General features: G+C 53.8%; 25 protein-coding genes, 1 tRNA gene, 1 pseudogene and 1 riboswitch. Of the genes and pseudogenes, 16 read left to right on the top strand and 11 right to left on the bottom strand.

Features of this window, described 5'->3' with window-relative positions:
- The gene (locus tag NQ012_RS09635) at positions 1–345 is read right to left on the bottom strand and encodes a hypothetical protein (RefSeq protein WP_257067381.1); all 345 of its coding nucleotides are present in this window, start codon (positions 343–345) and stop codon (positions 1–3) included.
- Between the two features lie 28 nt (positions 346–373).
- On the opposite strand from NQ012_RS09635, the gene NQ012_RS09630 reads away from it, so the two are divergent.
- Both NQ012_RS09630 and NQ012_RS09625 read left to right on the top strand, forming a co-directional pair.
- Positions 374–1,066, top strand: a complete 693-nt coding sequence (locus NQ012_RS09630) for a transferrin-binding protein-like solute binding protein (protein ID WP_257067379.1) — start codon at positions 374–376, stop codon at positions 1,064–1,066.
- A gap of 362 nt (positions 1,067–1,428) precedes the next feature.
- Positions 1,429–2,175 carry a class I SAM-dependent methyltransferase gene (locus tag NQ012_RS09625; protein ID WP_257067377.1) on the top strand — a complete coding sequence of 249 codons (747 nt, stop codon included), beginning with the start codon at positions 1,429–1,431 and terminating at the stop codon, positions 2,173–2,175.
- Here the strand turns inward: NQ012_RS09625 and NQ012_RS09620 are convergent.
- Positions 2,165–3,427: an NRAMP family divalent metal transporter gene (locus tag NQ012_RS09620; RefSeq protein WP_257067376.1), complete on the bottom strand. Its 1,263-nt coding sequence runs from the start codon at positions 3,425–3,427 to the stop codon at positions 2,165–2,167. The genes NQ012_RS09625 and NQ012_RS09620 overlap by 11 nt on opposite strands.
- A gap of 276 nt (positions 3,428–3,703) precedes the next feature.
- On the opposite strand from NQ012_RS09620, the gene NQ012_RS09615 reads away from it, so the two are divergent.
- Entirely contained in the window at positions 3,704–4,234 is a 531-nt protein-coding gene (locus NQ012_RS09615) for a c-type cytochrome (RefSeq protein ID WP_257067375.1), read from the top strand.
- A 200-nt stretch (positions 4,235–4,434) separates the two neighbouring features.
- Here NQ012_RS09615 and rfaQ read toward each other — a convergent pair whose 3' ends face one another.
- A complete protein-coding gene (gene rfaQ, locus NQ012_RS09610; RefSeq protein ID WP_257067414.1) occupies positions 4,435–5,505 on the bottom strand; it encodes a putative lipopolysaccharide heptosyltransferase III in 1,071 nt (356 codons plus the stop codon).
- Positions 5,506–5,892: 387 nt separating this feature from the next.
- Here rfaQ and NQ012_RS09605 point away from each other — a divergent pair, with 387 nt between their 5' ends.
- On the top strand, positions 5,893–8,007 hold the full coding sequence (locus tag NQ012_RS09605) for a right-handed parallel beta-helix repeat-containing protein (protein ID WP_257067373.1): 2,115 nt from the start codon (positions 5,893–5,895) through the stop codon (positions 8,005–8,007).
- Between the two features lie 374 nt (positions 8,008–8,381).
- Here NQ012_RS09605 and rpmA read toward each other — a convergent pair whose 3' ends face one another.
- Positions 8,382–8,654, bottom strand: coding sequence for a 50S ribosomal protein L27 (gene rpmA, locus NQ012_RS09600; protein WP_085365403.1), 273 nt, complete (start codon positions 8,652–8,654; stop codon positions 8,382–8,384).
- A gap of 22 nt (positions 8,655–8,676) precedes the next feature.
- A complete protein-coding gene (gene rplU / locus NQ012_RS09595; RefSeq protein ID WP_095197892.1) occupies positions 8,677–8,985 on the bottom strand; it encodes a 50S ribosomal protein L21 in 309 nt (102 codons plus the stop codon).
- Positions 8,986–9,212: 227 nt separating this feature from the next.
- Between rplU and NQ012_RS09590 the strand changes: the two genes are divergently transcribed.
- Both NQ012_RS09590 and NQ012_RS09585 read left to right on the top strand, forming a co-directional pair.
- Positions 9,213–10,187, top strand: a complete 975-nt coding sequence (locus NQ012_RS09590) for a polyprenyl synthetase family protein (RefSeq protein ID WP_257067370.1) — start codon at positions 9,213–9,215, stop codon at positions 10,185–10,187.
- 21 nt (positions 10,188–10,208) lie between these two features.
- Positions 10,209–10,283: transfer RNA gene (locus NQ012_RS09585), tRNA-Arg, on the top strand.
- A 54-nt stretch (positions 10,284–10,337) separates the two neighbouring features.
- Here the strand turns inward: NQ012_RS09585 and NQ012_RS09580 are convergent.
- The 3 genes and pseudogenes from NQ012_RS09580 to queF all read right to left on the bottom strand — a co-directional run.
- A pseudogene (locus NQ012_RS09580) lies at positions 10,338–10,460 on the bottom strand (lipoprotein signal peptidase); the annotation flags it as partial.
- A 49-nt stretch (positions 10,461–10,509) separates the two neighbouring features.
- The gene (locus tag NQ012_RS09575) at positions 10,510–11,190 is read right to left on the bottom strand and encodes a 7-cyano-7-deazaguanine/7-aminomethyl-7-deazaguanine transporter (protein WP_257067413.1); all 681 of its coding nucleotides are present in this window, start codon (positions 11,188–11,190) and stop codon (positions 10,510–10,512) included.
- A 141-nt stretch (positions 11,191–11,331) separates the two neighbouring features.
- Complete coding sequence (gene queF, locus NQ012_RS09570) at positions 11,332–11,808, bottom strand: preQ(1) synthase (RefSeq protein WP_257067368.1); 477 nt, start codon at positions 11,806–11,808, stop codon at positions 11,332–11,334.
- Positions 11,809–11,814: 6 nt separating this feature from the next.
- Positions 11,815–11,859, bottom strand: a riboswitch (PreQ1 riboswitch).
- A gap of 569 nt (positions 11,860–12,428) precedes the next feature.
- Here queF and NQ012_RS09565 point away from each other — a divergent pair.
- Complete coding sequence (locus NQ012_RS09565) at positions 12,429–12,920, top strand: MarR family winged helix-turn-helix transcriptional regulator (RefSeq protein ID WP_257067367.1); 492 nt, start codon at positions 12,429–12,431, stop codon at positions 12,918–12,920.
- 53 nt (positions 12,921–12,973) lie between these two features.
- On the top strand, positions 12,974–14,374 hold the full coding sequence (locus tag NQ012_RS09560) for an efflux transporter outer membrane subunit (RefSeq protein WP_257067365.1): 1,401 nt from the start codon (positions 12,974–12,976) through the stop codon (positions 14,372–14,374).
- A gap of 232 nt (positions 14,375–14,606) precedes the next feature.
- Here the strand turns inward: NQ012_RS09560 and rsmI are convergent, their stop codons facing one another.
- Positions 14,607–15,476: a 16S rRNA (cytidine(1402)-2'-O)-methyltransferase gene (rsmI, locus tag NQ012_RS09555; protein WP_257067411.1), complete on the bottom strand. Its 870-nt coding sequence runs from the start codon at positions 15,474–15,476 to the stop codon at positions 14,607–14,609.
- Between the two features lie 379 nt (positions 15,477–15,855).
- Here rsmI and NQ012_RS09550 point away from each other — a divergent pair, with 379 nt between their 5' ends.
- The 7 genes from NQ012_RS09550 to NQ012_RS09520 all read left to right on the top strand — a co-directional run bounded on the left by NQ012_RS09550 (position 15,856) and on the right by NQ012_RS09520 (position 22,687).
- Positions 15,856–16,203, top strand: a complete 348-nt coding sequence (locus NQ012_RS09550) for a YraN family protein (protein WP_257067363.1) — start codon at positions 15,856–15,858, stop codon at positions 16,201–16,203.
- A gap of 7 nt (positions 16,204–16,210) precedes the next feature.
- Complete coding sequence (locus NQ012_RS09545; protein WP_257067362.1) at positions 16,211–16,804, top strand: phosphoheptose isomerase; 594 nt, start codon at positions 16,211–16,213, stop codon at positions 16,802–16,804.
- A gap of 71 nt (positions 16,805–16,875) precedes the next feature.
- The gene (locus NQ012_RS09540; RefSeq protein ID WP_257067361.1) at positions 16,876–17,481 is read left to right on the top strand and encodes a BON domain-containing protein; all 606 of its coding nucleotides are present in this window, start codon (positions 16,876–16,878) and stop codon (positions 17,479–17,481) included.
- 96 nt (positions 17,482–17,577) lie between these two features.
- Positions 17,578–18,222 (top strand): hypothetical protein, encoded by a 645-nt coding sequence (locus tag NQ012_RS09535; protein ID WP_257067360.1) that lies wholly within the window; start codon positions 17,578–17,580, stop codon positions 18,220–18,222.
- A 147-nt stretch (positions 18,223–18,369) separates the two neighbouring features.
- A complete protein-coding gene (map, locus tag NQ012_RS09530; protein WP_257067359.1) occupies positions 18,370–19,146 on the top strand; it encodes a type I methionyl aminopeptidase in 777 nt (258 codons plus the stop codon).
- Positions 19,147–19,406: 260 nt separating this feature from the next.
- Complete coding sequence (locus tag NQ012_RS09525) at positions 19,407–19,703, top strand: helix-turn-helix domain-containing protein (protein ID WP_054599660.1); 297 nt, start codon at positions 19,407–19,409, stop codon at positions 19,701–19,703.
- A gap of 146 nt (positions 19,704–19,849) precedes the next feature.
- Positions 19,850–22,687, top strand: coding sequence for a valine--tRNA ligase (locus NQ012_RS09520; protein ID WP_257067357.1), 2,838 nt, complete (start codon positions 19,850–19,852; stop codon positions 22,685–22,687).
- A gap of 216 nt (positions 22,688–22,903) precedes the next feature.
- Here the strand turns inward: NQ012_RS09520 and NQ012_RS09515 are convergent, their stop codons facing one another.
- Positions 22,904–24,154, bottom strand: coding sequence for an OmpA family protein (locus tag NQ012_RS09515; RefSeq protein ID WP_257067356.1), 1,251 nt, complete (start codon positions 24,152–24,154; stop codon positions 22,904–22,906).
- Between the two features lie 103 nt (positions 24,155–24,257).
- A complete protein-coding gene (locus NQ012_RS09510; protein WP_257067355.1) occupies positions 24,258–24,896 on the bottom strand; it encodes an MBL fold metallo-hydrolase in 639 nt (212 codons plus the stop codon).
- Between the two features lie 73 nt (positions 24,897–24,969).
- On the opposite strand from NQ012_RS09510, the gene NQ012_RS09505 reads away from it, so the two are divergent.
- Positions 24,970–25,794: a DNA ligase gene (locus tag NQ012_RS09505; RefSeq protein ID WP_257067354.1), complete on the top strand. Its 825-nt coding sequence runs from the start codon at positions 24,970–24,972 to the stop codon at positions 25,792–25,794.
- Positions 25,795–26,551 lie beyond the last annotated feature (757 nt).

The following is a 26,551-nucleotide window of genomic DNA, read 5'->3' as shown; positions in this document are numbered from 1 at the left end:
TCATTCAGAATGATGCTGTTTTTTATTTTTTCCTTTATTTAAAAGGTTTGTCTTAGTTAAAAGGACGTTAACAATGAAAACGATACTCCCCGGAAAATACATACTTCCCTTGTTGGGCACGCTGATATTATCTGCCTGCGGTAGCGGAGGCAGAGCAAGCCCGTCCGCCATGCCGCAACCCAAACCCGAAATAGAGCAGCCGCAAACCCCTCCTGCGACGGAATCTTCTCCGCAAGAAACCCTTCCCACGGTTCCCTCCGGAACTGAAGCGCCTTCTGCCGACAACAAAAAAGCACAGCAACCATCAGAATCACAACCCGAATCAAAACCGAAAGAGGAATCCAATCCGCAACCGCCTAAACATCAGGAGCGTATGCCCGAAGCCGATGCCGAAGTATTCAAACGTATGCAACTGCGCACACAAAACGGCATCGAAGGCGAAGATTTAATGAAATTGGTATTTAACGATAATAATAAAAAAATCGAATTAACACTGCTCAATCCCGAAAATAAATTCATTAAGCATGAAACGAGAACCCTACGCGACAGCGCGGGCGAATTAATCGGTTATTACGGCTATGCTTTGGTGAATAAACCGCTGAAAAACGACTTCGGCGAATATGACGGTTCGCAGCAACCGTATTTCGGCCTGCAGGATGCCGATGAAAGTAAGCGCCAACGCCCTGAAGGTTCGGGAGAAATCAGTTATCGGGGCAATATGCTCTACCGTTACCACGAAAGCCCTGCCGAAATTCTGGAAGCAGATGTTTCTGCGCGTTATTACGGCAAAGAAAAAACCATGTCCCTAAACATTCACGACCACAGAGGCGGTTTATGGACGCTGCATGAGGATCGCTCGGCAAAAAGCAGCAGCCGTGTAGCGGTGGATGAACGCGGTAGTGTAAACGGACACCTGTTTTTTGCCGGTCAAAACGGCGGCAAACAGGAATTGAACGGCACATTCAGCGGCGGATTCTACGGCCAAAACGGTAGCGTGCTCACCGGACGTGCATCACATGAAGGTAAAAACGCATGGGAAGGCGTAGTGGGCGCGAAAGCCGAGTAACGGGAGTGAATTCATTTGAGCGGATTCATCTCGGGATCGCCAAGGCCGTCTGTAAAAATCGAACCAATCCCCAAGATTTTTCAGACGGCCTGGATGTAGGAAATTCCAGCGTTGTTTACACTTTCCGTTTTTTGCATGCAGACCCATTTTGGGATTTTTGAGGGTTGTCAAGAATGCCGAAAGGCACGGCGAAGCCGCATCGTTCTTGAGAATGCTCAAAAATCACGAAACCATCATTCCAGCAAAAAATAAAAGCCGTTTGGCATAAAAAGTGTAAACAACCCGACCTTTTCCCACACTAATTAAATTCACGACACAAAGATTAATTCACGACACCAAGACCGCAGGCCGTCTGAACAACCATGATTCCAGTTTATCTCACCGAAAATGCCACCGAAAACGCCCGCAGCCTGATTAGCCGCTTCGGCCTGGCCGTGTGCGGCAGCCTGCCGCAGCAGGGCGAATATCTGCTGGCCGATTCAGACGGCCTTTCGTTGTGCCGCGCCGGCGAAAAAGGGCGCGTTCGGGCAGACTTCACCGGCGGCACGGCACAATACCGCCGCACCAAAGGCGGGGGCGAACTGATTGCCAAAGCCGTCAACCACACCGCCGCCGCCACCGTTTGGGACGGCACCGGCGGCTTGGGGCGCGACGCATTCGTGCTGGCCTCGCTGGGGCTACAAGTGCACACTTTCGAGCAAAACCCCGCCGTAGCCGCCCTGCTTTCAGACGGCCTGCAACGCGCGCTCGAATGCCCCGAAACCGCCGCCATCGCCAACCGCATCACCCTGCATTTCGGCGACACCTGCGCGCTGCTGCCACAATTGGCCGCCGCAGAAGGCCGCCCCGATGTGGTGTATCTCGACCCGATGTATCCCGAAAGCCGCAAAACAGCCGCCGTAAAAAAAGAAATGGCTTATTTCCACAGTTTGGTGGGCACGGCGCAAAACGAAGGCGGCTTGCTTGCTGCTGCCCGTGCGGCCGCAAAAAAGCGCGTCGTCGTCAAACGTCCGCGCTTGGGGGAGTTTCTCAACCACGAACCGCCCGCTTACCAATACACGGGCAAAAGCACGCGGTTCGATGTTTACCTGCCGTTGCCTAAGCAATAATCCCGCTTTGGTTGAGCAAAAACAGCACCGCGAAACCGCTCAAATACAATAAGCCCACCCAAGCCAGCCACATCAGCCACGGTTGCAGCTTGTGCTCGCCTTTGCGCACCAGCGCCAAGTTCAGATAGGCAAAAACCGGTGTACTCACAAACGAAGCAATCATCGCAAACTTCAGCATCGCCAGCACCGCACCTTTGAAAAACAGCATCACGCACAAACCGGTAATGGCGGCGAAAATAATCCACACCGCCAAAATGCGGTTGCTGCGCTCGCTTTCGGGGCGGCGCAAAATCAGCCGCAGCGATTCCATATTGGTGCGCGAATAGCCGTCGATCACCGTAATGGTGGTGCCGTACATACAGGCAAACGCGATAAACGCCACCAGCCAGCGCGACCAATCGCCGATGGTTTTGGCATACATATCGATTAACTGGCCGATATAGGCGCCGCCCGCCATCTTCACTTCGGTGCCCGAACCATATTGCACCAGCGCACCCAGCGCCAGAAACACAATCGCCAGAATGGCGGTGCTGATGTAGCCGACGTTGAAGTCGAACAGGCCGTCTTCATAGCTCACTTTTTCCAGCTTGCGCTTGGCCGCCACCCACATCGAATTGATGGCCGAAATCTCAATCGGCGCCGGCATCCAGCCCATCAGCGCCACGATAAACGCCAGCGCGCCGAGGTTCCACGGGCTGGGTTCGATAAAGCCCGGCTGCATCTGCGCGCCCTTGGAGGCAGCCACCGCCACCGCCGCCACCGTGGTGATGGTGAGGCTGATCATGATGATTTTCGACATACTGTCTACCGTGCGGTAAGGCCCCACCAGCAGCATCAATACTGCGGAAGCCAATACAGCAACGGATAGCGCGTTCATCGACCACTCGCCCGGCAGCACAAAGCTCAAAATCGCCGCGCACAACATACTCACCGCCGCGGTGTTAATCACCGTGGCAAACAGGTTGAGCACGAAAAACACCCACAAATACACGCGGCTTTTGTCGGCATAACCTTCCAGCAGGCTTCTGCCCGTTTCCAGCGTATATTGCGGGCCGAAGCGGAAAAACGGGTATTTGAACAGGTTGGCCAGCACGATAATCAGCGCCAGCTGCCAGCCGTATAAAGCACCGGCCTGGGTGGAGGCGATGATGTGCGAGCCGCCCACCGCCGCCGAAGCCATCATGATGCCGGGCCCCATCGCCCGCAACCGCTCGCGCCAGCGCGATTGGCTGTTTACCGTTTGCTCGTTCATAATCAAACCTTTCGTTGTTTTGATGTAAATATCTGTAAGTAGCCGCGATTATACGCAATTGAATGCTTTTTTGTAGGCAATATCGCGTTAAGATAACGGCTTATAGGCCGTCTGAATAAAACCGGCAAAACTTTCAGACGGCCGCTTTGTCATATAGTGAACCTGCTTACCCCGCTTCAGGACAGCAAGCCCGGCGGAAACAAGTTAATCCGCTATAAACAAAAACAGCGGCTCAACCGGCCGTTACACAACCATAAACCACTCAAGGACACAACCATGAAAAAAACCATGCTTACCCTCGGCACCTTAACCGCCCTCTCCCTGCTGGCCGCCTGCGGCGGACAAAGCAACAGCTCCGCCCCCGCAGCCTCGGCGCCCGCATCCGCCGCCGCTTCCGCTCCGGCCGGCCAGGCAGCCGCTTCGGCTTTAAGCCCGAAAGAAGCCGTGAAAGAGCGCGAAAAACTGATGAAATCATTTAAGAAAGATGCCGGCACCATGGGCAAAATGGTGAAAGGCGAAACCCCGTATGATGCCGCCGCCTTCCAGGCCGCCGCCGACAATCTCGCCGCCAATGCCGACAAACCATGGGTACACTACACGCCCGAAAGCGCCAACGAAGAATCGGAAGCCAAACCCGAAGTGTGGAGCAAGCCCGACGAATTCAAAAAAGAAATCGAAAAATTCACCACCGCCGCTGCCGCGCTGAAAACCGCCGCCGCCTCCGGCAAGCTCGACGATGTGAAAAAACCGTTCGGCGACGTGGGCCAAAGCTGCAAATCCTGCCACGACACTTTCCGTGCAGATTAAACCGCCCGTTAATGCGAAAAACCTGTTTGAACATACTCAAACAGGTTTTTCTGTTTTCAGACGGCCTTCATGCCCCTGCTCCCTTGCAGCGAAAACTTATTTTCGCTACGGATTACGTTATTCTCGGGCTTGCTCCGAATATGATAAAACGGTTATTAAGCAAGTGGTTTAACCATAACGAAACAAAGTAAACCGCCGCCCTATTCCCCCAACCGCTTCTGCACCGCCTGCCACACGGCATCAACCGGAATCGCGCCCAACAGGCGGGTTTGATCGTTGGTGTCGATACTGTCGGGATGGGGCAAATCGCCGAAATCCCCCGCCCACACCACCTCGGCACGCTCCGAATAAGGCCGCCAACGGCTCACCCAACTCGGGCCGAACAGCGCCACTTGGGGCTTATCCAGCGCGGCCGCCATGTGCATGGGCACGGAATCGACACCGATAAACAGTTCGGCACCGTCGATTGCCGCCGCCAGCTCGCGCAGGCTCAGGCAGCCCGACAAAATCCATATATGCACGCCCTGCGGCGCTTTCAGACGGCCTGCAATATCCGCCAGCATAGCCAGCTCGCCGGCATCGGGGGCAGCGGTCAGCACCAAATGGCGGCCGCTATCGAGCAAACGTTGCAGCAGTTCGGCGGTTTTACCGTTTTCCCAACACTTAAATACCCAGCGCGAACCTGGGTGCATCAACACATAAGACTCGCCCCGCCAACCTTGTTCCCGCAGCTTGGCCTGCAAACTGCTGCGCGTGTCGGGCGCGATTTCCATGCACACGCGCGGGCGGTAACCGTCGGCCAATTGCAGCGGACGCAATACGGCGAGATTGTGTTCGACGATATGGTGTTCATGCCCCAAGTCTTCGCTCAACTCGCTGTGGCAGAAGCGCCATAGCGCGTTGTCGCGTTTACCGTAGCACAAACCGCCGCTGTTCCTGCCGCACAATTTGGCCACCGCCGCCGCACGCCATTGGTCGGAAAGATTGAACACCCAATCGTAGCGCTGTGCTTTCAAACCGGCCAGCAATGCCCGTTCATGCGCCAATTGGCGGCACAAGCCCTGTTTTTTCCATTGGCGGTCGATGGTGAAAATACGGTTGATCTGGCGGTTGTCGCGCAGAATATCGGCGGTTTCCTGATACACCAGCATATCGACGGTGCAATCGGGATAGGCATGTTTGATGCGGTCGGCCACCGGCGTGGTCAACAACACATCGCCGTGGTGGCGCAGTTTGATAATCAGAATACGTTTTGGTTTTTTTGAAGTCATCATCACCCAAGTTTTCAGACGGCCTTATCAAGCAAATGCGGTCGATTTTAACGGAAATCCCCAATAAAAAATCAAGCTGCCTCCATAAAAACAAAATTTAACAAACAATAACAATAAAAGCTCTAAAAATGAAAAAAGAATCAAACACATTGCCGATCATCATATTTAATCGGGTTAATGTTTAAAATTTTTAGGAAAACAAAAAAACATCCCTCTATTTTTCAAGGTTGCTTTTGTTAAAAAATACAAAGACAGATATTGCGGCAAACGGTATTCAAACAACCTCGCCAATCTTCCCCTTTTTTACCATGTCGAAACCCCATATACTTCCCTGCTTTAATATTCTTTATGCATCAATCACTTGTTTAACCAGGAGAACAATAATTTATGGCGAACTATGTTGTGCGTACCCACGCAAAGCACGGGAAATATGTTGATATCCGCGATTTCAAAACCGCAACCAACACCTATAATGATGCCATTAAAGCCGCGCTGGCGGCCGCCCATAAAGAAAAAGCAGCTCTGTATTTAACCGGCACCATCACCATCACCGGCGCCATCGAAATCAACGCTGCCACGAAAAACGTAACCGGTATTTTCGGCGACGGCATGGGTAAAACCAAAGTTCTGTTCACCCACAAACAAACCGGCGTGCACAACCCCGAAAGCAATGCCACCGAGCCGGAAAAAGCCGGCATTTGGATTAACGGTCAAAACGGCAAATTCGTTTCCGACCTTTCCGTACAATACAAACACACCAGCGCCACCGACTTCTACCGTGCGGGGCAAAGCTACTTCGGCAAAGTCAGCGGCATTGTCGTAAACGATGCCGATCACACCTTAATCAGCAAGGTAGAAGTATCCGGCGCCAACCGTGCCGGCGTATTATTTACCTCCACCAGCGCCATATCCGGCGGCGCTAAAGACAACCTGATCAACGGCAAAATCACCGCAACACAACTGCCCACCGGCGACAACAACAAAATCATCGACAGCAACCTGCACCACAACCGCGTGGCAGGTGTGATGGTCGCGTTTCAAAAAAGCTTTACCGCCGAAAACAACACGCTGGCATGGAACGGCCATGCGAAAGACGGCGGCACAGGCTACGGCATTTCACTGATGGCAGGCAGTTACAACAACGGTGTCGCCATCACCGGCAACACCACCAACCACAACTACCGTAAAGGCATAGACTCGCACGACGGCAACAATGTCGTTATTAAAAACAACACATTAAACGGCGACCGCATGTATGGCATCGCCGTAGAGAACCGTCAGTTCAGCATGGATAAAGTTACCATCCAAAACAACACCATCAAGCAAGACCCGTCGTTCCGCCTCACCAGAGACGACAACGCCGGCGTGCCCGATGCCGGCAGCGACTACATCGGCTACCGCGCCATCAAGCTGGAAAACAAAGCCCAAGACTGGCAAAAGTTTATCAACCCCAAGGCCGGCGTGTTCGATATCAGCAACAACACCATCAGCAACCTCACCGACGGCACCGGCATCACCCGCGCCATCGAAGCGCGCAACAATGAGAAAGACGTAAGCTACGCCTTAAATATTCTCAACAACAAAATCACCGGTACTTCATCCGACAACTTAATCAGCGTATTCGGAAAATCCGACAACTCTCACACGACCGCCATCGAAACCGGCCCCGGAGCGGGGAACGTTCGCATTATCGGTAACAATATGTCGGTTACCAAAACCAATGCTGCTCCGATCTATATCGAAGAAAAGCAAAATGCCAACCGCCTTAACGGCAGCGTTACCATTGACAACAACACTCTGAAAATTAATCAGGCCGAAGGGGCTACCAAAGCAGTTACTGTTGAAAACAATGCCGCCACTATTTCCATAACCAGCAACACGTTCAACGTAGGCGGCGGGCAGCCCTCCCAACCGGTTATCCGGGCTACCGGCACCAGTCAAAGTTATAAAGGCCGCTTAACTATTGTCGATAATTCATTCGACACCGACTCACCTACTGCCTTTGAAAACGGCGATTGGCTAAAAACAGAGCAAATCACCCTACCGCGCGTTATTTCCAACACCCACAGCGAAGCCGCAGGCATCGTCGGCAACAACGGCGCCACCGTCGCATCGGTGGCCGCCCTCAAAAAAGCAGCCCTGTTAACCGAAGCGGTTTCCGCCGGCACCACGCCCGACGAAAGCGTGTTAGACGACATTCCTTCCGCCGGCACCGCTCCCACCGCAGATATCGGCGCCACCACCTTCAGCCAAACCGCCTCAGAAAATATCGTGATCAACACCGGCACGCTGGCTGCCGCAAGCGCCACCGATACGCCGCAAGCAGGAAGCAGCGGCTTGGCAGCCGAAATATTAGACAGCAGCAATCCGGTAGATCTGGGCAACTTGGGCATCGGCACCGTTGAAGCCATCCCTACCGGCACAACCGACCAAAGCTACGATGTATCGGCATTAGCCGGCAGCACAGTGGTTCAGGAAGAGCCGGCGGCCGTTTTACTATAGTTAAACCACTTACTTGGCAGCAGTTCGTCATACTCAGGCCACCCCTGAGTATGACGTGTACCTTTTTATTAACATTGACAGATTGAAGCCTTTGCAAAAAGCCGATTCGAACCTGAAAACATTTTTGTCTCGTCATTAGCTTCGCAAGTCCGCTGCGCGGGGGTAGTGCAGCGGACTTGCGAAGCTAATGGCGGAATTTAAGCATTTCAGACGGCCTTAAGGGTATTTTTGCAAAAGTCTCGGCCTCAAAAAATTTTGCAAAGGCCTCTGATTACAGGCCGTCTGAAAAACCAGCCGCCTCAACGGCCACCCAAACCAAATAAAAAACCGCACATCAATGTGCGGTTTTTAACGGATGCGGAAACGTTAAACGCTTATTCGTCGGCACCGGTGTAGGGGCGGACGCTTACGGTTTTGCGGTTCAGCGCGCCTTTGGTTTTGAATTCCACATAACCGTCCACTTTGGCAAACAGGGTATGGTCTTTGCCCATGCCCACGTTTTCACCGGCGTGGAATTTGGTGCCGCGTTGGCGGATGATGATGGAACCGGCGGGAATCAGTTCGTTGCCGTAGGCTTTCACACCCAGGCGTTTGGCTTCTGAATCGCGGCCGTTTTTAGAGCTACCACCAGCTTTTTTGGTTGCCATATTACTTACTCCTGATGATTAATTAAGCGATTGCCACGATTTCGATTTGGGTGAAATTCTGGCGGTGACCTTGACGTTTTTGGTAGTGTTTGCGACGGCGCATTTTGAAAATGCGTACTTTCTCGCCACGACCGTGAGCCACGACTTTGGCAGTTACTTTAGCGCCTTCGATAAAGGGTGCGCCCACTTTTACAGATTCGCCGTCAGCAATCATCAAAACTTCATTCAGTTCGATTTGGCTGTCGAGTTCGGCTGGTATCTGTTCTACTTTCAATTTTTGGCCAACGGTAACTTTGTATTGTTTACCGCCGGTTTTTACGACCGCGTACATACTCAACTCCATAAGGGTTTTGGTTCAAATATCCGCGCACCATGCGCGAAGCCGTGCATTTTATGTTTATTTGCCTGTTTTGTCAAAGTTTATTTTCTCCACCCAACACAGGCCGTCTGAAAAATACGGCTGCGGCGGTGCGTGCGGGTATGATTGCTGCTATAATCGCGCGCTGCATATTTTCTTTCTCCCGTCTTTTGTTTTGACCAACCGAACCCGCAAACGCCATGCTCGAAAACCTGCCCTACTTCCAACGCCACCTCAACGACGACCTCGCCAAGGTCAACGTGGTCATCAACCAGGCCGTACAGTCTGAAGTGGCGCTGATTTCGCAAATCGGCACCTACATCATCAGCGCCGGCGGCAAACGCCTGCGCCCGATTATCACGATTCTGGCGGGCAAGGCTTTGGGTTACGACGGTGAAAAACTGTATTCGCTGGCCGCCATGGTGGAATTCATCCACACCTCCACACTGCTGCACGACGACGTGGTGGACGAAAGCGAGCTGCGCCGCGGCCGCAAAACCGCCAACAACCTGTTCGGCAATGCCGCGGCCGTGCTGGTTGGCGACTTTCTTTACACCCGCGCCTTCCAGCTGATGGTAGGTTCGGGCAGTATGAAGATTCTGGAAGTGATGGCCGACGCCACCAATATCATTGCCGAAGGCGAAGTGATGCAGCTGATGAACATCGGCAATACCGACATCACCGAAGCCGAATATGTGCAGGTTATCCAATATAAAACTGCCAAGCTGTTCGAAGCCGCCGCACAAGTGGGCGCGATTTTGGCGGGTGCCGCACCCGATCAGGAGCAGGCATTGAAAGATTATGGCATGTATGTCGGAACCGCTTTCCAAATTATCGACGACGTACTGGATTATTCCGGCCATCCCGACGAAATCGGCAAGAACGTCGGCGACGATTTGGCCGAGGGCAAACCCACACTGCCGCTGATTTACCTGATGCAGCAAGGCAGCGAAGCGGTGGCCGCCGACGTACGCGCCGCCCTGCAAAATGCCGACCGCAGTTATTTTGAAAAAATCTACGGTTATGTGAAAAATTCCGACGCACTGGCCTACGCCGCCGCCGAAGCCGCCAAAGCCGTTGAAAAAGCGGTGGCCTGCCTAGATACCCTGCCCGATAACGAAGTTACCCGGGCCATGCGCGCGCTGGCGCAAGAATCGCTGGCGCGGGTTTCTTAACCTGCTGTTTTGTTTGAAAACCCCGCCGTAGTTCAACGGATAGAACGTATGCCTCCTAAGCGTAAAATACAGGTTCGATTCCTGTCGGCGGGGCCACTCCAATATCAACCGAATCAAAATACCAAAGGCCGTCTGAAAACTTTCAGACGGCCTGAGACCTTTGCAAACCCCCAGATGCGGATGCAGTTCAAGGCGTAGCAGCGCAGCGAGCGCAGACATAACATGAAGTTAGGCAAGCGAGCGAGCAGCGCACAACGCAGAAATGCGCCGCAGATGGGGGACTTTGCAAAGGTCTCAGCCTTTTTCAATACCGCTCTTCCCATCAATGCTCTTGAACCGCCAAAGCTGCCTGTCCTTCCTGCTGCTTGAGTGTAGTCAGCTTTTTCGTCAGCACGTTCAACAATATGCCGTAAGTAGGCAGGAAAAACAGCGTGCAGATAACAAGCTTGAACAGATAGTCGATAAAAGCGATTTCCTGCCAGTTTGCCGCCATAAACGCATCGCTGCTGGCATAGAAAGCCACACCGAAGAAAACCAACGTATCCAACGCATTGCCCAAAAACGTCGAAGCTGTGGGCGCAATCCACCAAGACTTCAAGCGGCGCAATTTATTGAACACGAAAATATCCAGCAACTGCCCGAGCGCATACGCGGCAAAGCTGGCCAACGCAATACGGCCGACAAAACCGTTAAACGAAGCCAACGCAGCCCAACCCGTCCAAGCACCCTCGTGAAACAGCACCGACACCGCATACGACAAAGCCAACGCCGGCAGCATCACCCAAAAAATAATCCGACGCGCAAGGCGCTGGCCGAAAATACGCACGGTCAAATCGGTGGCCAAAAAAATAAACGGAAACGTAAACGCCCCCCAAGTGGTGTGGAATCCGAACACTTCAAACGGAAACTGCACCAGATAATTGCTGGCCGCAATAATTAAAATATGAAAAAAGGCAAGCCAAATCAGGGCTTTTTGCAATTGTGCAGAAGTAAATCGATACATAGTCATGCTCCCGCCTGCCTGCGCCGTGTCGGCGGTGCGCCGCTTTTTCAGACGGCCTCCACCAAACAACTGCAACAGACAGCGTTCAATCAGTTTTTAAAAATATTGCAGATATTGATACAGAAATGCCGCCGTACGCACTCATGCGTGCGCATCGTGGGCAAACAGACGCGTTTTGGCGAGCTGCTCGAATTCGGTGCCCGGGCGGCCGTAATTGGCGAACGGGTGGATGGCTATCCCGCCGCGCGGCGTAAATTCACCATAAACCTCAATATATTTCGGCTGCATCAGCGCAATCAAATCTTTCATGATGATATTGACACAGTCTTCATGAAAATCACCGTGATTGCGAAAACTGAACAGATAAAGCTTGAGCGATTTGCTTTCCACCATTTTTTCGGCGGGAATATAGCGGATATAAATGGTGGCGAAATCGGGTTGGCCGGTCATCGGGCACAGGCTGGTAAATTCGGGACAGATGAATTTGACAAAATAATCATTGCCCGGATGTTTGTTGTCGAATGCTTCCAAAACTTCGGGCGCATATTCGGTGCGGTACGAAATGTTTTGACTGCCCAGCAAAGTGATGCCGTGCAATTCGTCGCTGCTTCGGGTCATAGTGAAAGTTCCTTAGTTTTTTAATGTGGGAGGTTTGCGAACCACAATGCAAAGTTTTGCATTTTAATACAAAAGGCAGCAATTTGTATTGCCATGCAGGCGGAAGCACAAAGCGAAACTGTTAAAAATGGTTTATGAAACAGGGAGTTCAAAACCAAATTTATCGGCATGCATTTTATAAATTTTTCCAATATATTGAATTTAAAAAATTTTAAAATGTCGTTCGTTTTTTATAAATGCATAATGCGTAAAGATATGTTTTTCCGCCGAACTATACATAGGGGACCTACTCTAAAAAAAGCAAAACCGATCCGGATACAGCGGACTGCCCGCCGAAAAATCCCAAGCAGCACTTGGTGCTGCAGATAAACGGTTGATTTTTACCCCCCGACAGGTCATGCAGCCTATTTTATGACAACAGCAAGCCGCTTGTAAGAAAGGTAAACCGATTATCTGTTTTTTTGAGAAACTATAAACATTAGGATTAAAATATCCGCAGCCAAATTAAAAAAATTGCCGATTTTAAGTGAAAAACAGCAATTTTACAGAAATTTAAAAGCAGATAACTGCACTTTGTCAAAATTATCAATTTGCCAACATCATTTGAGAAGAGAAATATAATGAGTTTTTCACAAGCCGAACTGGTTAATGCGCTACGGTTGTTATCCGGGCGCCTGCCTGAATTTTCCGAACAACAAACCCAATCCGGCCGCCTGCTGCGCGTCGTGACGGAGCGCTTGAGCAGCCACCTGAACGACAGCCTGAAAGAATTCGGCATCAACGAAAACCTGTGGTTTGCCATGATGGCGGTTTATGTGAGCCCCGACAGCGAAATCCTGCCTTCGCGCCTGAGCGATTTGATGGACTTAACCCGCACCAGCGCCACCCGCCTTTCCGACGAAATGGTGGAGCGCGGCTGGGTGGAGCGCCACATCAACCAACAAGACCGCCGCCAAATCGTGTTAAAATTAACCGCTGAGGGTGAAGCCTTTATCCAAAAAATCTGGCCGCAGATTTCCAGCAAGAGCGGCGAGGCGTGGGAAGACTTCACCAATGAAGATTACGCCCAGCTGCAACATCTGTTAGGCAAACTGCTGACCAAACTCGGCTGATTCCGCCGTTTTGTCATGATGCTGCGCCCGGCGAAAGCAAGGCGGATAGTTTAATGAAATTTACCCTGATCGCACGCAGCGCGGCGCTGCTCGGCTTGTCGCTCACCGCTGCCTGCGCGCCGTTTGGCAAACAAGTGCCGTTGGATACCCCAACGGCTTATTCATTGCCGCAAGGCGAATCCACCCGCGAAATACGCGACGGATGGTGGACGCAGTTGCGCGACCCCAAACTCAACCGTTTAATCGAAGAAGCCGTCCGCACCGCCCCGCAAATGCGGATTGCCCAAGCACGTTTCGAGCAGGCGCAGGCCGAACTCGGCGTGAACCGTGCCGCCGACGGCGTCCAAGTGGGCCTGATTTCGCAAGGCATAGGGGCGTATGTCAGCCCCAAACCCGTTTCCAACGCAGCAAACACCGACCATACCCTGCTGGTGGCGGCAACCGCTTTGCAAGGCAGCTGGTCGTTCGACTTCTGGGGCAAAAACAAAGCCCGTATCCAATCCGCCTTAGGCCGCAGCCGGGCGGCGGCATACGAGGCGGTGCAAACCCGTTTGGAAGTGGCCAATGCCGTAGCCGCCCAATATTTTGCTTGGCAGGCTTTGGAAGCCCAGCGGCAAACCCTGCAAAAACGCTTGCAGGTGGCCGACGGCATCGAAAAACTATTAAAGCAACGCATACAGGCAAATATCCTGCCCGCTTCCGCGCTTTATCAGGCCGAGCAGGCCCGGCAACAATTGCAGGTGCAGCAATTGCAGCTGGCACGCAATATTTCGCGTGTGCGCAACAGCTTGGCGGTAACGGCGGGGCGCTCTCCCGCTGATTTACAAAATTGGCAGCCCGCTCCGCAGGCAACCGCACCGGTGTTGGCGGTCAACCGTATCCGTGCCGATCTGCTGGGCAAACGGCCCGACATCGCCGCCCAACGCGCCCTCTTGGAATCACGCGCGCAAGATGTCCGTGAAGCGAAAGCGGCTTTCTATCCCAACATCGAATTGAAACTACTGGCCGGATTGGCGCACGTTGACGCTTTTGATGTTATCAACGGCAAAAGCTCCGGCGTGTTGGGCATTATGCCCGCACTCAGCCTGCCGATTTTCACCTCGGGCGCGTTGCAGTCGAAATTGGGGGCACGCCACGCCCGCTTTAACGAGCAGGTGGCGGTGTATGACCAAACCGTGCTGAACGCCATGCGTTCGGCGGCCGATGCCGTCAGCGATTATCAAAGCCTGCTCAGCCAAACCACATTGCAGCAGCGCATGGTGGAAACCGCCGAAAAATCGGCGGCGGCCGCTTCCCGGCGGATGCGCGCCGGGCTGGAAAACGGTTTGGTTCCTCTGCAAAAACAAGACGAAGCCTTACAGCTGCAAATGCAGCTGGCGCAAAGCCGTGCGGACTTGCTGACTGCCTGGAGCAGCGTCCACGCCCGTCTCGGCGGCGGATTTCAGGCGCAGTAAACAAGCCGGAACTTGATAAAACACCCCCGGCAGTTATCTGTTTGAAACCGCCGTTTCTTCATTCATTTGATTGTTGCGGCTCTTTATTAAGATTAAGCAAGCAACAGCATTTAAACTTAACTCAGGCCGTCTGAAAAAATAGTTTTCAGACGGCCTGAAAATATGCAGGCAACTCAAATAGCATGAAACTTTTATATCACACAAAATTTCCTTGCCGCCATTCCTGCCGGTTTTATTTCCACGTCAGCGCCAAATCGTAGAGCGCTTTTTTGCTCTCGCCGGTGATTTTCGCCGCCAGCTCCGCCGCCTGTTTGGTGGGCAGTTCGGCTGCCAACACCTTCATCACGTTTTGCGCCGCTTCGGGCAGGGTGCTGTTTTTTTCTTTCGGCGCGGGGTGGAGCAGCAATACCATTTCGCCGCGGCTCTGGTTGGCATCGTTGGCCAAGGCCGTCTGAATATCGGTTACGCTGCCGCTTAAAAACGTTTCAAACGTTTTGGTGATTTCCCGCGCCAACGTCAGTTTGCGCTCGGGGAACAACGCCGCCATGTCGGCCAATGCAGCGGCGATGCGGTGCGGGGTTTCAAACGCCACCACAGGGTGTTCGGCCTGCGCCCAACCTGCCAGCAGTTTTTGGCGCTCGCCCGCTTTGGCAGGCAGAAACCCGTGAAAATAAAAGCCCGGCTCGGTAACGCCTGCCGCGCTCAACGCCCCCATCACGGCGCTGGCGCCGACCACCGGCACTACCTTGAACCCGGCTTCGCGCACGCGGGCGGACAGTTTGGCGCCGGGGTCGCACACGGCGGGCGTGCCGGCATCCGACACCTGCGCCACTATCAGGCCGTCTGAAAGCGCTTCGATTACTTTGCCCGCCATCTGCTGTTCGTTGTGTTCGCGCACGCTTAACAGCTTGGCCTGTATGCCGTAAGCACCCAAAAGTTGTGCGGTAACACGGGTGTCTTCGGCACACACTAAGTCGGCACGGGCCAGCACCGCCAGCGCGCGCAGGGTAATATCGGCCAAATTGCCGATGGGCGTGGCAACCACGTATAATGTTTGCGCCTCAAGGCTGTCGCAGGCTTTTTGGTAATGTTTCTGCATCATCATAACGAATCGCTTTTCGGAAGGCCGTCTGAAAAGCCGGATTATATAGTGAAACAACACAATAAGGAGACAAGGCGCCGAAGCCGCAGACAGTACAAAGTAGTACGGAACCGATTCTGTTGCCGCTTCAGCGGCTTACAAAATCGTTCTCTTTGAGCTAAGGCGAGGCAGCGCCGTATCGTTTTGTGTTGTTTCACTAGGGGCTGTCGACATTTAACCAACGAAGCGTTTTTTGAGGCAAAAACCGCGTATGCAAGGCAAAAAGCGCAGCAAGGTTGAACACCTTGCGAGCATTTTTAACGCCGCAGACGTGGATTTTTGACCAAAAACACCGCCGTTGCGTTAAATGTCGACAGACCCTATAACGGGGATAAACAATATGCGCTTAACTCACACTCAAGGCGCGGCAGGCGAAGCGGCCGCGCTCGCATTTCTGCAAAAGCAGGGCTGCAAACTGCTGGCGCGAAACTGGCACTGCCCGTTTGGGGAAATCGATTTGATTGTCAAAAACGGCAACACGATTTTGTTTGTTGAAGTAAAATACCGCAAAAATAGCGGCTTCGGCGGCGCGGCCTACAGCATTACGCCCGCCAAACTGTTAAAACTGCAAAAAAGTGCCGAGCACTATCTGCAACAACACCGCCTGAGCCATGCAGCGTGCCGTTTGGACGCGGTTTTGATTCAGGGTAACGATGCCCCGCAATGGGTGCAGAACATCACAGGCTGATTTTCAGATGACCACTTTACAAGAACGCGTAGCCGCCCATTTCGCCGAAAGCATCGAAGCCAAAAGGCAGGCGGCGGATATTCTCAACGGGCCTGCCGCCGAAGCGGCCGGGCTGATGCTGCAATGTTTGATGAACGACGGCAAAATCCTCGCCTGCGGCAACGGCGGTTCGGCGGCCGATGCCCAACATTTCGCCGCCGAAATGACCGGCCGTTTTGAAAAAGAACGCATGGAGCTGGCTGCCGTGGCGCTCACCACCGACACCTCCGCCCTCACCGCCATCGGCAACGATTACGGTTTCGACCACGTGTTCAGCAAACAGGTGCGCGCGCTGGGTCGTGCGGGCGACGTGCTTATCGGCATTTCCACCTCTGGCAATTCCGCCAACGTTATCGAAGCCATCAAAGCCGCCCACGAGCGCGACATGCACGTTATCGCCCTCACCGGCCGCGACGGCGGCAAAATCGCCGCCATGCTCAAAGACAGCGATATTCTGTTGAACGTGCCCCACCAGCGCACCGCCCGCATACAGGAAATCCACATCCTGCTGATTCACGCCCTGTGCGACTGCATCGACACCATGCTGTTGGAAGGCATGTAACCGTTTTCAGCTTTCAGACGGCCTCTGCACACCGGGCCGTCTGAAAACCATCCAGAAAGGACGCATTCGAGATGAACATCAAACAACACACCCGAACCCTGCTTGCCACCGCCTTAACCGCCGCACTGCTGAGCGGCTGCGTAGGCGCCGTTTTGGGCGGAGCCGCAGTGGGCGGCGCATCCGCCCTCGACCGCCGCAGCACCGGCACCCAAGCCGACGACAACGTGATGGAAGTACGCATCAAAAACACCGCCCTGTCTTACCTGCGCCAAAACAACCAAACCGAAGGCTTCGAGCCGAAACTCTCGGTTGTGGGCTATAACCGCCATATCCTGCTGCTCGGCCATGTTGCCAACGAAAGCGACCGCGCATTTGTAGAACAAGTGGCGCGCTCGGAGCAATCCGTTCAAGAAGTGTATAACTACATCAGCGTATCGCCGCAAAAACGCACCTTCGGCAACGTGAGCAGCGACACTTGGAGCACATCGAAAGTACGCACCACCCTGCTGGGCATCCAAGGCGTGATTCCCAGCCGCGTGAAAATCGTTACCTACGACGGCGTAACCTATGTGATGGGCATCCTCACCCCCGCCGAACAAGCCGCCGTTACCGAACGCGTGAGCACCACCTCAGGCGTGAAAAAAGTGGTAACGCTTTATCAAACCTACAATAAATGATAAGCTCAACCGCTTTAAACTCATTTTGCCGCACAGGCAAAAAGGCCGTCTGAAACCGGTTTTCAGACGGCCTCTATCAGCTAAACGGAAAACACAATGAACGACCGCAAACCGGGTTTTATGCTCAAGCCCAAACACCTGCTCGGCGCCCTCTTCGCCATTGCCTTCATCGCCGTGGCAGGCGTGGTAATCGGCATCATGCAGACATTCGACACCAAAGAAGAAGCCGCACAGCAGGAAGCCTCGGCACCGCAAACCGCCGCCGCATCGGCAGTTGAAGTGCTTTCGCCGCGCGGCGCACCCGCCTCGGCGGTAGCCGCAGCGACTGCCCAAGCCGAAGCCGATGCCGCCGCGCAACAAGCATCCGAAGCCGCCGCGTCGGCAGCAAGCGCCGAAACACAAACCGCCGCCGCATCCGCCCCCGAGCAAACCGCTGCCCAACCCAGAAAACCCGTGCGTCAGGCCCGCGCCAAGCCGCAGCGTAAAAACGCACCGGAAGAAGCCGCCAAACCGGCCACCGCACAGCAGGCCGAAACCGAAACACCTGCCGATCCGCCCAAAGAACAACCCGCAGCAGCCGAAACACCCGCTCCGCAAGCCGAAGCGGCCGAAAAACCCGCCGCCCCCAAACCTGCGGCAGAGCAACCCGAACCCAAACCCGCAGCAGAAAAACCGGCACCTGCGGCAGAAACCGCACCCGCCAAATCCGCCAACGGCAAAGTAACCGACAACCTGTTTTAACCTGCCGCCCACTTGAAACGGCAGCTTTACACCCCTATTCAACCTTTGCGGCAGCAAACGCGCCGCTCTCTTTCAGACGGCCTTTCGTGCGTTACCGAAAGGCCGTCTGAATATCAAATCTGAACATCGGAAAACAAAGGAAGCCTCATGGCCGTTATCATCAAAACTGCCGAAGAAATCGAAAAAATGCGTGAGCTGGGCCGGCTGGCGGCCGAAGCGCTCGACTATATCGGCCAATTCGTCAAACCCGGCGTTACCACCAACGAGCTGGACAAGCTGATTTACGACTACCACACCGAAGTGCAGGGCGGCTACCCGGCGCCGCTCAACTACGGCAACCCGCCCTACCCCAAATCATGCTGCACCTCGGTCAACCATGTGATCTGCCACGGCATCCCCGACGATAAACCTTTGAAAAACGGCGATATTCTCAATATCGACGTTACCATCAAAAAAGACGGCTTCCACGGAGATTCCAGCCGTATGTTTGCGGTGGGCAAAATCAGCCCGCACGCCCAACGCCTGATCGACGTTACCCACCAATCCATGATGGCGGGCATCGAGGCCGTCAAACCCGGCGCCACTTTGGGCGACATCGGCCACGCCTGCCAGCAGGTTGCCGAAAACGCAGGTTATTCGGTGGTTCAGGAATTCTGCGGCCACGGCATCGGCCGCGGCTTTCACGAAGAACCGCAAATCCTGCATTACGGCCGCAAAGGGCAAGGTTTGGTATTGCAGCCGGGCATGATTTTTACGGTAGAGCCAATGATTAACCAAGGCAAACGCCACCTGCGCATTTTGGCCGACGGCTGGACGGTGGTCACCAAAGACCGCTCGCTTTCCGCCCAATGGGAACACGAGGTTTTGGTTACCGAAACGGGGTATGAAATCCTCACAATCAGCCCTCAAACAGGTAAACCTTGATTTCGTTACGTTTTTTTATGTAAATTATTTTTAGTTAGAATCTTTACTTTAAAAAGTAACCCTTTGTTTTTAAAGAATAGTCGAAACAATACATCGCGTTTATCGCGTTTTTTGACCGCTTGATAGAAAATCCGATTAAACTTATCCTGATTTCGCTGTCTAAGCGTTTATACTTATCTGAATATAATATTCTCACTCAGGATATTATTACTGAATAAGTAATTGCCAGATTGAGCTTTACAACAAATGAAGGGAATTTCATGAAGTCGTTCGAGAAAATCGAAAATATCCGCGATATCCGCAAAAAACTCGGTTTAAACCAAATGGACTTTTGGAGCCGCATCGGCGTTACCCAGTCCGGCGGTTCGCGCTACGAATCAGGCCGCAACATGCCCAAGCCTGTCCGCGAGTTGCTGCGTTTGGTACACATCGAGAAAATCGACTTGGCTAAAGTGAACCGCGACGATCTCGCGATTGCTTCGCTGCTGAAAAGCCGCCAGCCTGATTTATACGCATCTTTGAAAAAAGAAGCCAAGGCCGAAGCGAAAAACAAATGAGCCGAGAAAACAAAACCGCCCGTTAGTGCCAACCGGCCTAACGGGCAGTTTCATGGCCGTCTGAAACGCCTTTTATAGGTTTCAGACGGCCTTTGCGTTATAATTCCACAATTTTACAAACTTAACGCCGCATTCAAAGAAACATCATGCCAAACAAATACAACCCCGCCGAAATCGAAGCCAAACATTACCGCAACTGGGAAGCGAAGGGCTATTTCCAGCCCGACTTCTCCCGTACCGAATCCTTTTCCATCCAACTGCCGCCACCCAACGTCACCGGCACGCTGCACATGGGCCACGCCTTCAACCAAACCATTATGGACGGCCTCACCCGCTACTACCGCATGAAGGGTCGCAATACCTGCTGGGTGCCCGGCACCGACCACGCCGGCATCGCCACCCAGATTGTGGTGGAGCGCCAACTGGCCGAGCAAGGCATTTCGCGCCATGATCTCGGCCGCGAAGCATTCCTCGAAAAAGTGTGGCAATGGAAAGAACAGTCCGGCGGCACCATTACCGAACAAATGCGCCGCATGGGCTGTTCGGCCGACTGGAGCCGTGAATACTTCACCATGGACGACGTGCGCGCGTCGATTGTGACCGAAGTGTTCGTGCGCCTGTTCGAGCAGGGGCTGATTTACCGAGGCAAACGCCTGGTAAACTGGGATCCGGTGCTGGGCACGGCGGTATCCGATTTGGAAGTGGAAAGCGTGGAAGAACAAGGCTCGATGTGGCACATCCGTTATCCGATTGCCGATAGGCCGTCTGAAAGCGTGATTGTGGCCACCACCCGCCCCGAAACACTATTGGGCGACGTGGCCGTGGCCGTGCATCCTGAAGACGAGCGCTATGCCCACTTAATCGGCAAAGAGCTGGTGCTGCCGCTCACCGGCCGCACCATTCCGGTGATTGCCGACGAATACGTGGAAAAAGATTTCGGCACCGGCTGCGTGAAAATCACGCCCGCGCACGACTTCAACGACTACGAAGTCGGCAAACGCCACGACACCCGTTTAATCAATGTGCTTGATTTGGAAGCCAAAGTATTGGCCGATGCCGAAGTGTTCAACTACAAAGGCGAAGCGCAGCAAAGTTTCGCCCTGCCCGCAGCCTATGCCGGCCTCGACCGCTTCGCCGCGCGCAAACAAATCGTGGCCGATTTGGAAGCGCAAAACCTGCTGGCCGAAGTGAAGCCGCACACGCTGATGACCCCGAAGGGCGACCGCACCGGCTCCGTAATTGAGCCGATGCTCACCAGCCAATGGTTCGTGGCGATGTCCGCCCAACCCAACGGCGGCGAACCCGAATCCGAATTCAAAGGCATGAGCCTGGCGCAAAAAGCCAAACACGCGGTGGACAGCGGTGCGGTGAAGTTTATCCCCGAAAATTGGGTCAACACCTACAACCAATGGATGAACAATATCCAAGACTGGTGTATTTCGCGCCAATTGTGGTGGGGGCACCAAATTCCGGCTTGGTATGATGCGGACGGCAACTGCTACGTCGCCCGCTCGCAGGAAGAAGCGGAAAAACGGGCCGGCAAAACCGGCTTGGTGCGCGACGAAGATGTGCTCGACACTTGGTTCTCCTCAGCTCTCGTGCCCTTCTCCACCTTGGGTTGGCCGTCTGAAACGCCCGAATTGAAAGCCTTCCTGCCCAGCAGCGTGCTGGTTACCGGCTACGAAATCATCTTCTTCTGGGTGGCGCGCATGATCATGATGACCACCCACTTTACCGGCCAAGTGCCGTTTAAAGACGTGTATATCCACGGCATGGTGCGCGACCACGAAGGCAAGAAAATGTCGAAGTCAGAGGGTAACGTGATCGATCCGGTGGACTTAATCGACGGCATCGACTTGGAAAGCCTGCTGGTGAAACGCACCACCGGCCTGCGCCGCCCCGAAAAAGCGCCGCAGGTGAAAAAAGCCACCGAAAAGCTGTTCCCCGAAGGCATTCCCGTGTTCGGCACCGACGCGCTGCGTTTCACCATGGCCAGCTACGCCAGTCTCGGCCGCAGCATCAATTTCGACTTCAAACGCGCCGAAGGCTACCGCAATTTCTGCAACAAATTGTGGAACGCCACCAATTTCGTGCTGATGAACACCGAAAACCAGGATTGCGGCTTAGACGAAAGCGCCCCGCGCGCCTATACCTTTGTCGACCAATGGATTATCGGCCGTTTGCAGCAGGTGGAAGCCGAAGTGGCCACCGCGTTCGACACCTACCGCTTCGACCTCGCCGCGCAAACGCTGTATGAATTCGTGTGGAACGAATATTGCGACTGGTATATCGAGCTGGCGAAAGTGCAAATCCAAACCGGCTGCCCCGCCACCCAGCGCACCACCCGCGCCACCCTGTTGCGCGTGTTGGAAGTGATTTTGCGCCTGCTGCACCCGATTATTCCGTTTATCACCGAAGAATTGTGGCAAACCGTCGCGCCGATGTGCGGCAGAAAAACCGCCGACAGCATCATGCTGGCCGCCTTCCCCGAGGCCGATCCGGAAAAAATCGCGCCCGCCGCTTTTGAAAAAATGAGCGTACTGCAAGGCTTGGTGGAATCGGTGCGCAACCTGCGCGGCGAAATGGGCTTGGGCCCCGGTGTGAAAGCGCCGCTGTTTGTCGAAGGCGGCGAAGAGCTGGCCGACATGCTGAAATACCTGCCCGCGCTCACCCGCCTCACCGAAGCCAAGCTGGTAGACAAACTGCCCGAAGGCGAAGACGCGCCGGTTGCCGTGTGCCAGGCCGCCCGCAACACCCGCCTGATGCTGAAAGTGGAAATCGACAAAGCCGCCGAAACCGCCCGCCTGAACAAGGAAGCGGAAAAACTGCAAAAAGCTTTGGACAAGCTGAACGCCAAACTTTCCAAACCCGGCTACACCGAAAAAGCCCCCGCGCATCTGGTGGAAAAAGACCAAGCCGAGCTGGCCGATTTGACAGACAAAATGGCCAAGGTAGAAGCGCAATTGGCGAAATTGAAAGGCTGATCCGTTCGCAGAAACCGTTCAGGCCGTCTGAAAGCCCCAACCGCCTTCACGCCTGAACGGATTGGGCAACATCAAACAACGGTAAATAAACTTCTTTGTGGTATTTTTCGGTTTTGCAAAAAACCGTGCTTATTGCCGTTTAATGTGTAAAGGCCGTCTGAAAATATTTTCAGACGGCCTTTTATCAAAGCAAAACGGTTTAGATCAGCGCACCGCTCAACCTTCCACTTTCACTTCCACCCGGCGGCCTTCGGCATCGTTGCCTACCGCGCCGGTGGTGTTTTCAGGTTTGCGCAGTTCGATATTGGCAGCATCCACGCCTTGCGCTTCAAAGAAGGCTTTTACGGCGTTGGCGCGGTCTTTCGACAATTTTTCGTTTGCCGCCGCATTACCGGTGCTGTCGGCAAAACCGCTGATCACCAGTTTTTTACCTTCTTTACCGGCGGCAATCACTTCGGCCACCACGGTTTCGGCACCCTCGGCCACATCGGTTTTGGCAGTGGCAAAGTAGAATTTGGCCACGCCGTTATCATAGCTCACATGGGCGTTATTCGGGTCGATTGCCGGGGCGGAAGCTTCAGACGCCGCAGCAGGGGCGGGAGTAGAAGCAGCTGTATCCGATACCGCAGAAGGTTCGGACGGCATCACGGCAGACACGGCCGCACCTTCAGGCTCGGAAGCCGCCTCAGCGGCAACAGGCGCCGATGCATCGCTGGCTGAAGCGGGGCCGGTTTGGCCGCTTTGGGTGCCGCAGCTCTTATAGGCAAACAGAGCCAAAAGCGCGGCAATCACCAAGGCAATCCATTTGCCCAAACCCGAACCCTTGCTTGCAGCGGCTGCCGTTGCCGCAGCCGCACCGCCCGCAGCGGCAGATGCGGCATGGCCGATACCGCCGGCCAAACCCGACAGGCTGCCGAACAAACCGCTCAGGCTGCTGATGCCCAAAGCTGAGAGCATACCGCCGCTCAATGCACCGGAAAGCCAGCTTTGCTGCTGGCCGAGCAAGCCCAACAACTGACCTTGGCTGAGGTTGTCGCCCTGCACTTTGCCGCGCAACACCGACAACACCAACGGCAGCGACAGCGACAGCAGCGAACCGGCGGTGGCCTTCGACACGCCGCTTTCCTGCGCGATTTGGTCGGACACATCGGCTGCATTGCCGCCCAGCAGTTCGGGCAGTTTGGCTTTGCCCCAGTCAATCAGGCCGTCCAAACCGCTGCCGCCTTCTTCGGCCTGCGCCACGGCATTGTTCAACGGGCCGCCCGCGCTGCCTTTAACCAGCTCGAACAGGCCGGCAGCATTATCGGGATTACCGCCGACATGTTTCAACAAGCCCGCCACAACGGCCGGAACCGCCAAGCCTGCGGCTTTGGTGCTGTTTTCGGCGCTTTCGCCGTTTTGGGTTAAAAAGCGGCTCAACACGCCGCCCAACTGGCCTTGCAGCAAACTACCTAAATCAAAAGACATTACTCACTCCTTACATTGAGATGGTGTGGGAAAACAAATCCGTATCCGCCAATCCGCAAGCAAGGCAGCCTTTCGGGCATTTTTACACTTCTTAACTTTGGCCTCAGCCCTGCAAAAACGGATTGTGCCGCTTTTCGTGACCGATGGTGGTGGTTCTGCCGTGCCCCGCAACCACCGTCGTGTGTTCGGGCAATACCAGCAGCTTGCTTGCAATATTGCGGATTAAATCAGCATGATTTCCGCGCGGGAAATCGGTTCTGCCGATCGTTTCATAAAACAAGACATCGCCTGCGATTAATAATTCCGCATCTTTACAATAAAACACAACATGGCCCGGCGTGTGGCCGGGGATATGCAGCACCTCGAACGTATGGTTTCCCACCGCCAGCGTATCGCCTTCCTGCAACCAGCGCGACGGCTCAAACGCAGGCGACACGGGGAAGCCGTATTGCGCCGTCACCTGCGGCAACTGCCCCAACAGAAAACTATCCTCTTCGTGCGGCCCCAACACCGGCACATCATACTGCGAGAGCAACTCAACTACCCCGCCCGCATGGTCCAAATGGCCATGCGTCAGCCAAACGGCCGTCAATTTCAAACCGCGCTTGGCAACTTCCGCCAGCACAAACGGCACATCGCCGCCCACATCTGTGAGTACGGCCTCACCGGTTTCATCGTCCCACAGCAACGTGCAATTCTGCCTAAACGGCGTTACCGCAATCATTTCACAATGCAAAGTCATAAACTTCCTTTATTTTTCAGACGGCCTGTAATAATATTTTGAGTTACAAATAAACACAAACAGGGAAAACAAAATGAAAAGCATCATACTCTCTTGCGCCCTATTTTTCACGCCGGCCGCGCTGGCCGCCGCTCCCGATTTGCTGCTCGCTAAAGAATACCGTGCACAAAACATCTCCGGCTGGGCAATGAGCGAAAAACTCGACGGCGTGCGCGCCTATTGGAACGGCAAACAGCTCGTCAGCCGCCAAGGCTACCCGTTTACCCCGCCCGCAGGCTACCTCGACCATTTCCCGCCCTATCCCCTCGACGGCGAGCTGTTCAGCAGGTGCGGGCAATTCGAGCAGATTTCCGCCGCCGTGCGCACCGCATCAGGCAACTGGCAAAACATCAAACTCTATGTGTTCGACGTGCCGCAGGCATCCGGCAACCTCTACCAACGCCTGGCCGTGCTCGAAAAATGGCTGCACCGCCACCCTCAGGCACCGATTAAAATCATCAAGCAAACGCCCGCCAGAAACAACGCCCACGCACAGGCGTTCTTAAAACAAATAGAAGCCGGAGGCGGCGAAGGCGTCATGCTGCGCCACCCCGAAATGCCCTACCGGGGCGGCCGCAGCGATTATCTGCTGAAACTGAAAAGCCTGCACGATGCCGAATGCACTGTTACCCGCCACTACGAAGGCAAGGGTAAATATTCGGGAAAACTCGGTGCACTCGGCTGCAAAAACCAACACGGCGAATTTAAAATCGGCAGCGGCCTGAAAGACAGCGACCGCGCCAACCCGCCTGCCATCGGCAGCACCATCACCTACCGCCACCGCGGATTCACCCAAAAAGGCACGCCCAGATTCGCCACTTTCATGCGTGTAAGAAACGACCGGCCGCACAAACCCTAAACACTTTGAGACCTTTTCAAAAGTCAAAAAGCATCACCCAAAGTTTCTTTTTCGTTATTCCCGCGTAAGCGGCTTGCGAAGCTAATAACGGGATTTAAGTATTTCAGACGGCCTTAGGGTATTTTTGCAAAGTTCCAAACTTAAGAAAAAACACACGCGCCATACCCGGGCTTAACCCGGGTATGGCACGTTGCCGAAACTCAAGATGATCGGCAAAGCCCGAATATGACGGAATGGTTACTAAAGTTAAATGATTGGACTATATAAATAATAACCGCATGGGCATTTCAGACGGCCTAAGCGGGCGTTGCCCTCTGCAACAGCAAACCAGCGCCCAAGCCCTCCAAAAAAACATAAAAAAACAGCCCAAAATTTGGGCTATTTTCTTTTGATGGTGCGACATCGAGACTTGAATCAGCAATTTAACTTATTGGTTTAATTATAAATTTTATTTTAATGTTTGATAAATACCCCAAAATATACCCCCATCTTGCAAAAATCAAAGCGTTTTTAGGCTGATTTTGTGGTTTTTTTGGCACCCAAAACCTGTAAACCCTATCCCGCAAAAACCCGCTTAATCCCCGTTTATCCCGTTTATTTCTTTTAGGTGGGATAGATATATCGGGCTTTTGGTGGCTTTCTTCCCTATAAACCCGCATCATATCAACAAAATCAAGGCCCCCCCAAGTAAAAGCCCAAATCAGACGAAATAAAAAACTGTATATATACACAAAATGCAGCGGTAACCGCGGTTACC

Origin of the sequence: Neisseria dentiae (genome assembly GCF_024580525.1) — a bacterium.
In the GTDB taxonomy this organism is placed as follows: Bacteria; Pseudomonadota; Gammaproteobacteria; order Burkholderiales; family Neisseriaceae; genus Neisseria; species Neisseria dentiae_A.
Note: the sequence above shows the minus strand (reverse complement) of the source record. Positions and strands in the feature narration are given on the sequence as shown.

What these genes read in the sequence shown, in the direction of transcription:
- NQ012_RS09630 (WP_257067379.1), top strand. Translation starts at nt 374, where the DNA reads ATGCCCGAAGCCGATGCCGAAGTATTCAAACGTATGCAACTGCGCACA.
- NQ012_RS09625 (WP_257067377.1), top strand. Translation starts at nt 1,429, where the DNA reads ATGATTCCAGTTTATCTCACCGAAAATGCCACCGAAAACGCCCGCAGC.
- NQ012_RS09620 (WP_257067376.1), bottom strand. Translation starts at nt 3,427, where the DNA reads ATGAACGAGCAAACGGTAAACAGCCAATCGCGCTGGCGCGAGCGGTTG.
- NQ012_RS09615 (WP_257067375.1), top strand. Translation starts at nt 3,704, where the DNA reads ATGAAAAAAACCATGCTTACCCTCGGCACCTTAACCGCCCTCTCCCTG.
- rfaQ (WP_257067414.1), bottom strand. Translation starts at nt 5,505, where the DNA reads ATGACTTCAAAAAAACCAAAACGTATTCTGATTATCAAACTGCGCCAC.
- NQ012_RS09605 (WP_257067373.1), top strand. Translation starts at nt 5,893, where the DNA reads ATGGCGAACTATGTTGTGCGTACCCACGCAAAGCACGGGAAATATGTT.
- rpmA (WP_085365403.1), bottom strand. Translation starts at nt 8,654, where the DNA reads ATGGCAACCAAAAAAGCTGGTGGTAGCTCTAAAAACGGCCGCGATTCA.
- rplU (WP_095197892.1), bottom strand. Translation starts at nt 8,985, where the DNA reads ATGTACGCGGTCGTAAAAACCGGCGGTAAACAATACAAAGTTACCGTT.
- NQ012_RS09590 (WP_257067370.1), top strand. Translation starts at nt 9,213, where the DNA reads ATGCTCGAAAACCTGCCCTACTTCCAACGCCACCTCAACGACGACCTC.
- NQ012_RS09575 (WP_257067413.1), bottom strand. Translation starts at nt 11,190, where the DNA reads ATGTATCGATTTACTTCTGCACAATTGCAAAAAGCCCTGATTTGGCTT.
- queF (WP_257067368.1), bottom strand. Translation starts at nt 11,808, where the DNA reads ATGACCCGAAGCAGCGACGAATTGCACGGCATCACTTTGCTGGGCAGT.
- NQ012_RS09565 (WP_257067367.1), top strand. Translation starts at nt 12,429, where the DNA reads ATGAGTTTTTCACAAGCCGAACTGGTTAATGCGCTACGGTTGTTATCC.
- NQ012_RS09560 (WP_257067365.1), top strand. Translation starts at nt 12,974, where the DNA reads ATGAAATTTACCCTGATCGCACGCAGCGCGGCGCTGCTCGGCTTGTCG.
- rsmI (WP_257067411.1), bottom strand. Translation starts at nt 15,476, where the DNA reads ATGATGCAGAAACATTACCAAAAAGCCTGCGACAGCCTTGAGGCGCAA.
- NQ012_RS09550 (WP_257067363.1), top strand. Translation starts at nt 15,856, where the DNA reads ATGCGCTTAACTCACACTCAAGGCGCGGCAGGCGAAGCGGCCGCGCTC.
- NQ012_RS09545 (WP_257067362.1), top strand. Translation starts at nt 16,211, where the DNA reads ATGACCACTTTACAAGAACGCGTAGCCGCCCATTTCGCCGAAAGCATC.
- NQ012_RS09540 (WP_257067361.1), top strand. Translation starts at nt 16,876, where the DNA reads ATGAACATCAAACAACACACCCGAACCCTGCTTGCCACCGCCTTAACC.
- NQ012_RS09535 (WP_257067360.1), top strand. Translation starts at nt 17,578, where the DNA reads ATGAACGACCGCAAACCGGGTTTTATGCTCAAGCCCAAACACCTGCTC.
- map (WP_257067359.1), top strand. Translation starts at nt 18,370, where the DNA reads ATGGCCGTTATCATCAAAACTGCCGAAGAAATCGAAAAAATGCGTGAG.
- NQ012_RS09525 (WP_054599660.1), top strand. Translation starts at nt 19,407, where the DNA reads ATGAAGTCGTTCGAGAAAATCGAAAATATCCGCGATATCCGCAAAAAA.
- NQ012_RS09520 (WP_257067357.1), top strand. Translation starts at nt 19,850, where the DNA reads ATGCCAAACAAATACAACCCCGCCGAAATCGAAGCCAAACATTACCGC.
- NQ012_RS09515 (WP_257067356.1), bottom strand. Translation starts at nt 24,154, where the DNA reads ATGTCTTTTGATTTAGGTAGTTTGCTGCAAGGCCAGTTGGGCGGCGTG.
- NQ012_RS09510 (WP_257067355.1), bottom strand. Translation starts at nt 24,896, where the DNA reads ATGACTTTGCATTGTGAAATGATTGCGGTAACGCCGTTTAGGCAGAAT.
- NQ012_RS09505 (WP_257067354.1), top strand. Translation starts at nt 24,970, where the DNA reads ATGAAAAGCATCATACTCTCTTGCGCCCTATTTTTCACGCCGGCCGCG.